Source organism: Paenibacillus sp. FSL R7-277, assembly GCF_000517965.1.
Lineage (GTDB): Bacteria > Bacillota > Bacilli > Paenibacillales > Paenibacillaceae > Paenibacillus_AQ > Paenibacillus_AQ silagei.
Genome location: NZ_ASPX01000115.1, coordinates 97,782 through 110,791 on the forward strand (window position 1 = coordinate 97,782; position 13,010 = coordinate 110,791).

8 protein-coding genes and 1 riboswitch are annotated in these 13,010 nt (G+C 55.0%); of the genes, 3 read left to right on the forward strand and 5 right to left on the reverse strand.

Annotated elements, in window-relative coordinates; all coding sequences use genetic code 11:
- Positions 1-6: 6 nt before the first annotated feature.
- Entirely contained in the window at positions 7-627 is a 621-nt protein-coding gene (locus C173_RS28440) for a TetR/AcrR family transcriptional regulator (RefSeq protein ID WP_036731586.1), read from the reverse strand.
- Between the two features lie 570 nt (positions 628-1,197).
- Positions 1,198-1,380, forward strand: a riboswitch (cyclic di-AMP (ydaO/yuaA leader).
- Between the two features lie 334 nt (positions 1,381-1,714).
- Between C173_RS28440 and C173_RS28445 the strand changes: the two genes are divergently transcribed.
- Complete coding sequence (locus C173_RS28445) at positions 1,715-2,269, forward strand: hypothetical protein (protein WP_235192058.1); 555 nt, start codon at positions 1,715-1,717, stop codon at positions 2,267-2,269.
- A gap of 18 nt (positions 2,270-2,287) precedes the next feature.
- On the forward strand, positions 2,288-3,718 hold the full coding sequence (locus C173_RS28450; RefSeq protein WP_036731590.1) for a flotillin family protein: 1,431 nt from the start codon (positions 2,288-2,290) through the stop codon (positions 3,716-3,718).
- 133 nt (positions 3,719-3,851) lie between these two features.
- On the opposite strand, the gene C173_RS28455 is transcribed toward C173_RS28450, so the two are convergent.
- The 4 genes from C173_RS28455 to C173_RS28470 form a co-directional block, all read right to left on the reverse strand.
- Positions 3,852-6,146, reverse strand: coding sequence for an alpha-galactosidase (locus tag C173_RS28455; protein ID WP_036731592.1), 2,295 nt, complete (start codon positions 6,144-6,146; stop codon positions 3,852-3,854).
- Positions 6,147-6,264: 118 nt separating this feature from the next.
- Positions 6,265-7,260 (reverse strand): LacI family DNA-binding transcriptional regulator, encoded by a 996-nt coding sequence (locus C173_RS28460; protein ID WP_036731594.1) that lies wholly within the window; start codon positions 7,258-7,260, stop codon positions 6,265-6,267.
- A 565-nt stretch (positions 7,261-7,825) separates the two neighbouring features.
- A complete protein-coding gene (locus C173_RS28465) occupies positions 7,826-9,454 on the reverse strand; it encodes a response regulator transcription factor (protein ID WP_036731597.1) in 1,629 nt (542 codons plus the stop codon).
- Positions 9,455-9,555: 101 nt separating this feature from the next.
- The gene (locus C173_RS28470; protein ID WP_036731599.1) at positions 9,556-11,334 is read right to left on the reverse strand and encodes a sensor histidine kinase; all 1,779 of its coding nucleotides are present in this window, start codon (positions 11,332-11,334) and stop codon (positions 9,556-9,558) included.
- A 281-nt stretch (positions 11,335-11,615) separates the two neighbouring features.
- Here C173_RS28470 and C173_RS28475 point away from each other — a divergent pair, with 281 nt between their 5' ends.
- A complete protein-coding gene (locus C173_RS28475) occupies positions 11,616-12,959 on the forward strand; it encodes an ABC transporter substrate-binding protein (RefSeq protein WP_036731601.1) in 1,344 nt (447 codons plus the stop codon).
- The last annotated feature ends 51 nt before the right edge of the window (positions 12,960-13,010 follow it).

Here is a 13,010-nt window from a genome sequence, read left to right on the forward strand (position 1 = left end):
GTGAATTTAGAAGCCGTTGCGTAAATAAGCAAACATGGAATTCAGGTATTGTTCAAACGGCATAGCCCCGGAGTCCCCGCTCTGCTGCTCACCCGGCAGCATGACGTTCAGCCGTCCGTCCAGGATAGGCACGAAGGCCCCATAGACGGCACCTACCAGCAGGTGGGTATATCCATCGGCATACCGTCCACGGGTGAACTGCTCCAGTGTCTCCTGGGCGGTGATCTGCAAATGCCGGAAGACATTGAGAATGTAAGGCTCCAGGGACGGATATTGATTAGCCAGGGAGACGAACTGCCGCAGCTTATGCAGGAACTCCGAGGTGAATTGCAGCTTCAGCAGATTGTACAGGGCATCGAGCGGTGTAGCATCCGACGGCAGAGCAGCCAGCGGGTTATTCTCTTTCTCTTGGACAGCAATAATGCCAATGAAATAGGCGGCGACTGCCTCCTCCTTACAGGAGAAGTAATTCGCAAAAGTCCGCCGGGAATATCCAGCCTTCTGAACAACATCATCCACAATGAAGCCATCCATGCCATGCTCAAGCGCAAGCTCGAAGGCCGCTACGGCTAAGGCATAGGCGGTGGCTTCTTTTTTTTTGTCCCGCAGATTCAGTTTGGAATTCAAAAGTAAATGTTCCTCCTTTCCCTGAAATCTATAAGCTCTATAGAATCTATAGGTTCTATTATTGCTCAAAGGGAAAGATTGCACAATGAGCATCGAGTGACGGAAATGTGAATATTTTAAATTTGGAGTAATGGACTGAGAAAGAAAGGTGGGGGGAGGAGATTAAGTTAGGAGGGCGTGGGGAAGGGAGTGGGAAGTAAGTGAGTAAATGAGGAGTGAGAGCTAGAGTGGGAGTAAGTGAAGGAGAGTAAGTGAGTAAGTGAGTAGATGAGTGAGTAGATGAGTGAGTAGGTAAGTGAGAGTTAGTGTGGGAGTAAGAGTAGGGGAATAAGTGAGTATGAGAGTGGGAGGGGATTAGGTGAGCAAATGAGCAGTACGTGAGAGGAAGAGTAACATGGGTGTAAACAGACGATAGCGCGAGCAAATCCCCGGGCGGATAAGAGTAGAGCTGAAGAATGCGCCTTCATTCACGAAGGGACAGCATTATTGACTTCTTTTGTCATCCGTGAGGTTTTACATTAAATGGCTGCAGGCGTAAGATTCAATCAACAACCGAATGAAATGACACTGTTCTTGAAATGGCTGAATTCCGTAACGGGAACGGGGGAACCAACTGGTGCAGGTGGCTTAAGGATAGGCTGCTGAGTACCCGGGGTGAATCCTTGCCAGTGTGCTACTATGGCTCTGGTGAGGTAGGGCAATCTCGCTGCCCGAATCCGTCAGCTAACCCCGTAAGCCTCGAAGAGAGAGGATGAGCGCCATGATCGAGTAACCGACCACGGAGAGCCCTGCTGCTGCTGTGGTCTTTTTGCTGTGTAGGGAAGGGGATTAATCCCACTGAATGCCCTGAAAATGGGCTGGATGCAGAAATGAAGAGCACAAGTGCCCTTGAATCCAATTGCGCCTCTGCCATACACAACCAAGCAGCCTAAAGTGGAAATTAGGGGCAATAGTGACAGGTGGAAGCACAATTTAATCTTATAACAACACTGATTAGTCATTTATATGCCGCAATAGTCTTTTTATGTACCACATTAGTCAGTTTCCGCATCGCCACTACAGTCAGTTTTCTTATAGCCATATTACATTGAAAGGAGGGGTTCCCATCGCTACTGTATTTATCGTCTGCTTCTGGGTTGGCCTCGTGCTTATCCTAAGCGGCAGCATTCATGGGCACGGTCTGGTAGGCCACCTGCATGTAGGGGGAGGGGATGCTGGGGGGCCGGGCTTTCTCCCGATTCTTCCGCTGATGGTGTTTGTCACCGTCTGGGGCGGCACGGGGTATATGCTTGTCAAGTACAGCGGGATGCAGCTGCTCACCGTGGTACTGGTCTGTACCTTGATCGCCCTGCTGCCGGGCATCCTGCTCTACACGGTACTGGCCCGGGTGATGACCCGGTATGACAGCAGTATGAGTGAACTCGATTATGATCCGGCAGGCCAGCTCGGCTATATCAGCATCGCCGCAGCGGATGGGGCCGTGGGAGAGATGAAGTATGTGCTGCACGGGACCATGCGCTCCATCGGCGTGCGGGCCGAATCCGGTCAGTCGCTATTGCGGGGCGATCGGGTGATTATTGTGAAGACGGATAAGGGGATCGCAGCGGTCACTTTGTTCGAGAGGGAAATGGAACAAAACTAACGGGGAGTGTCGGAGCAAATGTTAATTTTATATGTAACCGGAGCTATTGTTGTTGTGATTCTGCTGGCGTTAACCAGTATTGTGACCGCGTATAAAAAGGTTCCGCCCAATCAGGCCATGATCGTATACGGTCTCGGCGGCAAAAGAGTGGTTCAGGGCGGAGGGACATTCGTCATCCCCGGCTTCCAGAACAATAAAACCATCTCCATGATGCTGATGAGCTTCGATGTGATCCCGGCGCAGGCCATGTTTTCCCGCCAGGGCATCAAGCTGAACCTGGAGGCGGTCGCCCAGATTAAGATCAAAAGCGATCCAACCGCTATTCTCACAGCCAGCGAGCAGTTCATTGACCGGCCGGAGGAAGACCGCGAGACGATTATTCTGCATTCGGTGGAAGGCCATCTGCGCGGCTTGATCGGGCAGCTCAGTGTAGAATCTATACTCAAGACCCCAGACGAAATCAACAGCAAGATGCGGGAGACCTGCTCAGAGGATCTCGACAAGATGGGGCTGGAGGTCGTCAGCTTCACCATCAAGAAAATTACCGACGACAAAGGGTACATCGACAATATGGGGGTGCCTGAGATTGAGCGGATTCGCCGTGATGCCAGCATCGCCAAGGCTGAAGCCGAACGCGATATTCAGATCAAGCAGGCCGAGGCGGAGAAGGAATCCTCCATTGCCAAAGCCAATGCGCATCAGGCGACGATTGAAGCAGGAACCGCTGCCCGTGCGAAGGAATCGCTGTTCGAGAAGGAGCTGAACATTAAGCAGGCGGACTTCAAGCTGGAGACCGAGGTGAAGAAGGCACAGGCGGATCTGGCGTACGAATTGCAGCAGAATAAGATCAAGCAGTCGCTGGTTACCGAACAGGTCAAAATCACTCAAATGGAGGCCGAAGCCAACCGCACAGTCCGGGAGATCGAGGTCGAGCTGAGACAGCGGGAGCTGGAGGCGACAGTGATCAAGCCGGCCCAGGCAGAGAATCAAGCAACGATCATGAGAGCGGAAGCCGCCAAGCAGCGGCAGATTCTGGAGGCGGAAGCCGAAGCCGCTACGACGACCAAGCGCGGACTGGCAACAGCGGAGGCGGAATTGGCAAAAGGGAAGGCGAATGCGGAGATCGTCCAGCTCGCCGGAGCGGCGGAAGCGGGAGCGCTGCAGAAGAAGGCTGAGGCGTACAAACAGTTCACTCAAGCCGCCCTGACCGTGGAATTCCTGAAAATCCTGCCCGAGCTGGCTGAGAAAATCGCCTCCCCGCTGGCCAAGGTAGATAAGATCACCGTCATCTCCCAGGACGGGGCTTCCTCAGGCGTGAACAAGATTACGGGTGATATCGCCAAAATCATGGCCCAGGTTCCAGAGCTGACCCAGACACTTACCGGCATGAACGTGACTGAGGCGCTCAGCGGGTTACTTGGCCGGGACAAGGAGCATGGACAGGAGTAGAAGAGGAGTAGGGGAGGAAGTAAGTAGTTAATGAAACGGCAGCAAGCCCCTTCCTGACTGCATCTCTCCACAAAAAAACAGGCGTCAATCTCCAAAAGGAGGCTGACGCCTGTGGTATGTCTGAAGCTGTAGATCAGCGCTGCACCGCTCTCAGGCGGTAGGTGCAGCTGGCGTAATCCCCGCGCAGGTCGGAGACCACAAGACCGATACGCATCAGGCGGTCACCGCCCAGCGGTGTGCCGTCAAAGGCGGGCTGGAATGGAGCGGAGCTGACGCCATCTGCAGGTGCAGAGGCTTCTGCGCCGCCGTGGACATGCCCGTTGCTGCCTTTTGCCCCCGTCTCAATGACATAATCCAGCTCGGGATTGAGTCCTTTGAGCGTAAGGCGCGAGATCGGAGGATTCGGTATGGCCAGCACGCGGAAATAAGCGACGAAGGCTTCGGTCTTGTCCTCGCTGACGAACATCCAGGCGGTGTCGCCACTACCCTCGAACGGACTCAGCAGACGGTACATATCCCCTTGCTGCACCAGTGTGCGGATCTCCTTGTACTGGGCAATCTGCCGGGTAGCCAGGTCCTTCTCCGCTTCGGTGAACTTTGTGAGGTCCAGCTCATAACCGAAGTTGCCGCTCATCGCCACATCCCCGCGTGTAGCTAGGGTGGTGATGCGGTCTACCTGATGGTTCGGAACATCAGACACATGTGCGCCCATGCTGCTGGCCGGATAGACAATACTGGTGCCATATTGAATCGCTAGGCGTTCTACCGCATCGGTGTTGTCACTGGTCCAGGTCTGCGGCATATAGAACAGGATTCCCGGATCGAACCGGCCGCCGCCGCCGGAGCAGCTCTCGAACAGAATGTCCGGGAAGCGCGAGGTCAGGCGCTCCAGCAAATTGTACAGCCCCAGCATATAGCGGTGGGCTGTTTCTTTTTGCCGCTCAGGGCTGGCTTTGGCAGAAGCTATCTCGGTCTTATTACGGTTCATGTCCCACTTGATATAGCGAATCGGGGCACTGGAAAAGACCGCGCTTAATGTCTCATACAGATAGTCGCAGACTTCTGGACGGGAGAGGTCCAGGATTAGCTGGTTGCGGCCTTCCGTGCGGCGGCGTCCTGCGGCATGCAGGCACCAGTCCGGGTGCTTGCGGTACAGCTCACTGTCCGGCGAGACCATCTCCGGCTCCACCCATAGACCGAACTGTACGCCTTCCTTGTTGACCCGGCCGGCCAGATCCGCCAGACCTTCAGGCAGCTTGCGGCGGTCCTCGAACCAGTCGCCGAGTGAGCTGTTATCCTTGTCGCGTCTGCCGAACCAGCCGTCGTCAAGGACGAATAGCTCAATGCCGAGCGGGCCTGCTGCTTTGGCGATGGTTGCGATTTTGTCCGCATCGAAGTCGAAGTAAGTCGCCTCCCAGTTGTTGACCAGAATCGGCCGGGCCTGATCACGGTGAACACCACGGCAGAGCCGGGTCCGGTACAGCCGGTGATAGGTACGCGACATGCCGCCGAGACCTTCACCGGAATAGACGAGCACGGCCTCCGGGGTCTGGAAGGATTGGCCCGGCTCCAGCAGCCAGGAGAAGTCGAACGGATTAATCCCGATACTTACACGGGTCTGTCCGAACTGCTCAACCTCGGCAGTGGCGGCGAAGCTGCCGCTGTAGACGAGGCTGAAGCCGTAGACATCCCCCTGGTCTTCATCTGCGCCGTGACGTAGCAGCGCAATGAACGGATTGGTCTGGTGGCTGCTTGAGCCGCGGCGGCTCTCCAGTGACAAGGCAGCGCCCGGAGTAAGCGGACGGCGCTGAACATGGCGCTCTCTGGCCCATGCGCCGCTCAGATGCAGCGTATCGTAAGAGGAATCGGCGAAATCGACGGATGCGCTAAGCGCCTGCTCCAGCCGGAGCGGGGCTTCGCCGTTATGCTCGAAGCGGACGGAACGAGTAATCGCGTTATGATCGGCGAATACGGTGTAGAGCAGTCTAACCGTTAGACCAGCGTAGTCATCTTTCAGGGTAAGCTCCAGTGTCTGTGCTTCTGCTTCATTCTCCGCATACACGGCAGGCAGTCCTTCGAGTGCCGGCTTGCCTGGTGTAATGGTATATCCCGCATATTTGAGTTCAGAGATCCGCGTGCCGTCAGCTAGCTGAACCTGATAGGCCGGCCGCCGGAAGTCGCTCGTTCCATACTGCGGATACTCCTGAGGCAGGGCATCCAGAGAGAGCGAAGGCCGCGTTAGCACCGGGGTTGGTGAGAAGGAGGCGCGTTCGCGCAGCTCCAGTGCTCCTGCCAGACTGTCATCATGACGGAGACGTGCGCCCCAGTAGACATGAGCAGGGTAACCCTCTACCAGTTGGATGATATAGCTCGTGTCTTTGGACTGAAGATGGAACAAGCCTAGTGATTCGTCTGCAAAAATGTTCATGATCATAACACTCCTTGTGTGATGGGATAAGGTTTGATGATCTGGACCAACTTGAGTGCTGCTCCTGCGGAACCCTTGGAACAGGCAAAACAACTATTACTGGGTAGCCGGGCTGCGGTTAATCCGCTGTCCCGCCGCTGGTCTCCCGGACAATCAGCTTCGTGCCGATCATCGTATGTGAAGGGGCTTCGCGCCCTTCGAACCGTTCGGCGAGCAGCTGAACCGCAGCTTTGCCCATCTGCTCGGGATAGGCGCGGACCGTTGTCAGCGGAGGCTGAACATAGGCCGCCATCTCGATATCATCGAAGCCGACGACAGCCATCCCGGCAGGCACCTGTATCCCGTGATCATGCAGGGCGCGCAGAGCGCCGACCGCCAGCGGATCACTGGCGGCGAAGCAGGCCGTAGGCCGCTTTACCCCTGCCAGCAGCTCGCTCATCATCCGGTAGCCGTCAGCACTGGTCCAGCTTCCGGTGCGGATCAGCGCCGGATCATAGCAACCCTGGCTCTGCATAATCCGGGTGTAATGATGCCTGCGGCGCTCCTCCTCGCTGCCGCCTCCGATGAAGGCGATCTCGCGGTGACCCAGCTCCAGCAGATGGCCCAGCGCCTGATCGACAGCCTGCCGGAAATGCGTGCGCACGGAGTCATATTCCGGGCGCTCCGAATAATGGTCGACCAGTATGGTGGTGCTTGTATCCGGGTGCAGCTTCGCAAGCTCTCCCGGCTGGAAGCTTCCGCCAACTACAATAAGCCCGTCACCTGTGGGCCGGAGCGGGGCTGGCGTGCTGTGTCCGCGCAGCGTCTGGCCGAGCCGGATGCCCAGCTCCTCACAGCGCAGCTCCACGCCGCGCCGGATCGAGCCGTAATAAGGGTCGTCCCGTTCCTCTTCGGCCGAACACCAGAGCAGAAGAGAGACAGTCTTGCTGCCCAGCTCGTTCTCCCGCTTCAGCTGCCGTACCCGTGAGGGCTTGTAGCCAAGCTGCCCGGCCACAGCGAATACCCGGCTGCGCGTCTCCTCACTGACTGCCAGAGACAGGTCATTATTTAGTACTCTTGATACGGTTGCGGCCGATACGCCGGCCTCGCGGGCGATGTCTTTAATCGTTGCCAAGCTGCTCACGCCTTTTTAGTTAATAAATTTACTAAATATTCATCTTCATCCTATCATCTCTTTAGAGTTCTTTCAAGCAGATTTTGAGGAGCGCTTACATTAGGGAGGGGGTGCCCCGCCCCAACATCCTCGCGGACTGGAAAGACCTTATCAGCGCCAAATTACACCATTAGGCAGGCCAGGCGGACTCAGAGGGCGTTAACTAACCCGTTACTCCTCATTTATAGCTGCAAATGGCAAAATAAGCGCTCCTGAGTCCGGAAACACAAGAAAAGTTGGTTTTTTCGCGTGATAGCGTCATCTGAGTCCCCTGGATGCCAAAAAAGCCTAGGAGGAGTTCGTACCAAGGTTACAGCAAGTCTTACTTTGTTGTTCGGCTCTTGCTCTTCGGAAACAGCTAGGCCTCAGCTCATGATTCCGTTTGTACGCAAATAAAAAGAGGCTGCCTATACCGGCAGCCCTGTCTACTTTTCCGCATTATTACGCCATCTCATCCATATCATTCTACAGTACGCTCACCGAATAAATGCCCCACAATCAGATCCGCGCACGCTTCAGAGGTATATCATGTGTGTTCCCCTCCCGCATTCCCTTCAATCTGCTGCATATAATCCCGGGGAGAGAGCCCGGTGACCTTCTTGAACACCTTGCTGAAATAAAAGGCGCTCTCATAGCCCAGCTTCTGGGAGATTTCGTAGATCCGGCCTTCGCCGCGGACCATCATTTCCTTGGCGGCGGTGATTTTGGTCTCTGTGATATACTCAACATAGTTCACCCCGGCGACCTTGGAGAACAGGTGGCTCAGATAGTTGGGGCTGAAGTTGAACACATCCGCGACTTGATTAAGCGACAGCTTGGTACCGAGATTTCTTTTGATATACTCCTGGACATTCTTCACCACCTGCTCCTTATAGCTCTGTCTGCGGGTGGCGAGCATCCGGACACAGCCGTCCCGGAACTGGACGAGCCAGCCGGTAATCTCTTCAATGGTATGCATCTGATAGATCGCCCGGTAGCCCTCCGGCTCCTGCTCGAAGATCTGCTCCACCATGTTCTCCCCGTCCGCGAGCAGGGAGGTCGCCATATATAGAATGTTGCAGGCGGCATCGGTGGCGGGAACGAGCAGATCGGCCCGTCCGTCGAAGATCTCGATCATCCGGGAGATGATGCTGTGCAGGGCGCGGGTATCCATTTCTTCAAAAGCTCTGCGGATCTCCAGCCGCGATTCCGAGAAATCAAACAGCAGGTGCTCCTGCAGGAGGGCTTCGCCTTCCGTGAAGAAGACGAAGGAGCGCTCCTTCACAGCGGCGGGCAGCGCCTTCCGGGCGGCGAGATAGCTCCCCTGCAGCAAAAACGGATCTTCCACCGCGAAGCCGATCGCCCCGATAATGGTCACATTGAAGTAATTATGCAGTACGGAGGCCATGTCCGCCAGCAGCTTCTGGATGTCTTGCATCCAGAGCTGCGGGTCCGGGCCCGGCACAGGCAGGGTCAGCGCGAAGTTGCGCAGATCCAGGCTGGTGACGTAGCAGGCGCTTCTGGAGGCCAGTGTATCCTTTGCCATCTGCACGGTGCTTGAGCATAAGGCCACCAGCTTATCCCCGCGCGGCGGGACGGTGTCCGGCCCGAGAATGCGGCAGGTACAGACCAGATAAGCCGGCGCGGAGAGGTCCACCTCTAGATCCTCCTTTTGCAGCAGATACTGGTTCTTGTTCTCGAACAGGCCGCTTAACAGCCGGATGAAGAATTTATCCCGCTGGGCCTGGAGATTGCCGCGATGGACCAGCTTCGGATAGCTCTCCATGGTCTGGTACTCCTCCAGGATACTGGTGGCCCGGCGGATCGATTCGGCCAGCGCCTCCGGGGTCAGCTCCAGCTTCACCAGGTAATCGGTAGCCTGGATCTCAATCGCTCCGCGCGCATACTGGAATTCCTCGTAGCTGGTCAGCATGATGAATAGCGGAAGCCGCCCGTATTTGCGGCGGACCGAGCCGGCGACCTCCAGGCCGCTTTTGATCGGCATTTTGATATCGCTGATCACAATGTCCGGGCGGAGGGTGTCGATCATTTCTTCCTCCTGTGCGCCGTTGTGGGCGATGCCGACAATCTCAATGTTATATTGCTCCCATTTCAGCATGGACTGGAGTCCGATGCAGACCAGGGCTTCATCATCTGCGATTAATAATTTGATCAAGCTCATCACATCCTTGCTCAGTATGCTATTGTTTTTGGGGTCCCCGCAAAGTACCTGAGTACTCATCGAAGCTAAGGCCTCACTTTGTGGGGGATTCTTAGCTATTCTCTCTGCCGGAAGGGGAGCAGCAGCTTCATTAAGGTATAGCGGCCGGGCTCGCTCTCAATGGACAAGCCGTACTCTCTGCCAAAAGCGAGCTGCAGCCGTTCGTTCACACTGCGCAGCCCGATATTCTCCAGCATTCCCTTAGCCTCGTCCCCGGGAACGGTTAGAATGGTGGCAATCTGCTCCTCCGTCATCCCTACCCCGTTGTCCTCGATCGTGATGAGCAGATCCGTGAATCCGCTCTTCGTGACCCGGACAACAATGTCGCCTCGGCCCTTGGGCTCGATGCCGTGGAAAATCGCATTCTCGACCAAGGGCTGGAGTGTGAAGCGCGGGATAAGCCCGCCAAGCAGCGCTTCCTCTTCAATCTCTGTGACCATGGTAACCGTGCTGCCATAGCGGTATTTCTGAATCAGGAAATAATCATCCAGCAAGCTCAGCTCATCCTTCAGCGGCATCAGCCGCCGGTTGTCCTTGGCGATGCTGCGGAGCAGCCGGGATAGGGAGGTCGTCATCTCTGCAATACCGGTGGCGTTCTGGATCGTAGCCATCCATTTGATCGAGTTCAGGGTATTGTAGAGGAAATGCGGATTAATCTGGTTCTGGAGCATCCGGTATTCCAGCTCCTGCTTCTGCTTCTCGTCCGCGAGCCGGCTGTCCATGAGGGCTACGATATCCTGGGACAGGCGGTTAATGCCCCGGCCGACATCGCCCAGCTCGCTGTTCCATTCAATACCCGAGTCCAGCAGGAAGTTGCCCTGGGCAATCTTGTCCATACGCTTCTTCAGCTTCTCGACTGGAAGGCTGATCGTGCGGGTCAAATACAGCGTAATGATCGCGCTTAAGACAAGCACGAGCAGACAGACGCTGAGCAGGACGAGAATCCATATATTGCTCCGGGGCGCGAACTGGTCGCTGGATAAGGTCTGCGAGAGCATGACACCGCTGCGTACCGGATACGATACCACGATATGGCTTTCCCCATCATCTTGCATTTTCACCATGGACAGCTCGGTATCGGGGCCGACAGGCTTGTCACTGGTATAGGCTACCGGCTCATACGGCTCTTCAATAGCTTTGACCTGATCTCCGTTAAGCTGATAATGATGATCGCCGAGCGTAAGCAGCAGCCGGGAGTGCTCCGGCAGGGCATAGCCCTTCAGCTTGTCCGTAATGACGGAGGTATTCGCGAGCAGGTAGACGGTGCCCACCCGGGTAGCCCCCCGGCCATAGATCGGGAACACGAAGGGAATACCGTAGGAATTGGAGAGCGGGTCCTTAATGACGCGGTCCCATTGCTCTTGGGCATCATTCGTCAGACCGGTCACTTGACCGATATTATGGATCGTAAGCGGAATGGAGGTGCCGAAATTCTCCACCTGCAGGAACTTTCCGCTGTTATCTGTGGCAATCAGGCGGCGTACATAGCTATAGGAGCGGTTGATCCGCACATCGTCCTGCATCGCGTTGAACACATTAAGCGCCTGCTTGGGGCTGGCCTCCGCCGAACCGAAATATTCGGTAAGCAGGGTGTTCGTGGACGAGTTGGTGCTGCTGGTCATCGCCAGCGTAGTCAGGTCAATCAGATCCTGTTCGATAATATGGGAGACGAGCTGAAGGTTGAATTCCGTCGCCTGGATCGTTGTTTTGCGCTGGTAATACGTAATCAGTTCGTAGCTAAACCAGGACAGCAGCGTCGCAATCAGCAGCGCAAAGGCGGTCATGAGCAGAATAATGCGGCTTTTAATAGTAGATTTACGTACCGTGGTGAACACTCCTTCATCTATAACTGGACCTATTTAAAGCGTTTTCAACTACCATAGCATATTCCTGCGTTTCATTATAGAGCCAGGGGGAGAAGCTGAGAATTTTACAGGTTTCGGATAAGAAATTACAGGTTTGGGGCAGGATGTGCGGAGAAGAGCACAGAATAGTGAATGAACTGTGTTTGATTTTGCATCCCCATCGCGTCTGAAAAGGCTTACAATTTGAACTAAGGCCGGAGCAACAGATGCCGGCTGCTGAAATATCATCAGAAGATAAAGGGGATAATCGAATGAACTTGAAAAGATTCTACGGCATGACCCTTGCCACCGCGCTCTCCGTGAGCATGCTGGCCGGATGCTCCGGCAATAACAATACGAAAGACGCTGCTGCCACTGCCGCACCTGCTTCGGGCAACGCTGCAACCGCTTCCTCCGAACCAAGCCAGGAGCCGGTAACACTGAAATGGGCGCTGTGGGACTGGGAAGCTACTGCATACTACAAACCGCTGATCGATGCTTACAAGGCTGCAAATCCTAACGTAACCATTGAATATGTCGATCTTGGCTCCACCGACTATATGACCATGCTCAGCACACAGCTCTCGGGCGGAGCGGATCTGGACGTCCTGACGATCAAAGACATTCCGGGCTACTCGAACCTGGTGAAGCAGAACCACCTGGAGCCGCTGAAGACCTACATGGGTGACAAATCGATCGATCCTTCCGTATACGGCGGTACGGTTGAGCAGATTGAAGTGAACGGCGAGGTGTATGCGCTTCCGTTCCGCAGTGACTTCTGGCTGATCTACTACAACAAAGCCTTGTTCGACAAAGCTGGTGTAGATTATCCGACTAATGATATGACCTTCGACCAATATGATGAGCTGGCCCGCAAGATGACCTCCGGCAGCGGCTCGGAAAAAGTATACGGTGCCCACTACCACACTTGGCGGAGCGCGGTTCAACTGTTCGGCATTCTGGACGGCAAGAACACCGTGGTCGGCGGCAACTATGACTTCCTGAAGCCTACCTATGAGCGGATTCTGAAGGAGCAGGAAGACGGTATCGTTATGGATTACGCGACTCTGAAGACCTCCAGCACGCATTACTCCGGCGTATTCTACAACAACTCCGTAGCCATGATGAACATGGGCAGCTGGTTCATTGCCACCCAAATTGAGAAGGTGAAGAGCGGCGAATCCCAATCTGCGGAATGGGGCATCGTGAAATACCCTCATCCTGACGGCGTTGAAGCCGGTACAACTCTGGGAACGATTACTTCTCTGGCTGTAAACCAGAAGTCCAAACACAAAGAAGCAGCGCTTGACTTCATGAACTTCGTAACCGGGGCAGAAGGCGCCAAGGTTATTGCTTCCACCGGTACGATTCCTGCGATCAAGAATGATGAAGTGATCAATTCCATCACCTCTATCGACGGCTTCCCGGCAGATGAGAACAGCAAGGCTGCACTGAATACCGTTCAGACTTACCTGGAAATGCCGATTCATGAGAAGAGTGCGGATATTGAGGTTATTCTGAATGAAGCGCATGACAACATCATGACTAAGAACGCTACGATTGACGAAGGCTTGAAGGATATGAATGACCGTGTAGGCCAGCTTTTGAACAATTAATGTGAACCTGTAATGTTAGTGTCCTGAAGGAGGGGCGGGCGAAGGCCCGCC

What these genes read in the sequence shown, in the direction of transcription:
- C173_RS28450 (WP_036731590.1), top strand. Translation starts at nt 2,288, where the DNA reads ATGTTAATTTTATATGTAACCGGAGCTATTGTTGTTGTGATTCTGCTG.
- C173_RS28475 (WP_036731601.1), top strand. Translation starts at nt 11,616, where the DNA reads ATGAACTTGAAAAGATTCTACGGCATGACCCTTGCCACCGCGCTCTCC.
- C173_RS28455 (WP_036731592.1), bottom strand. Translation starts at nt 6,146, where the DNA reads ATGAACATTTTTGCAGACGAATCACTAGGCTTGTTCCATCTTCAGTCC.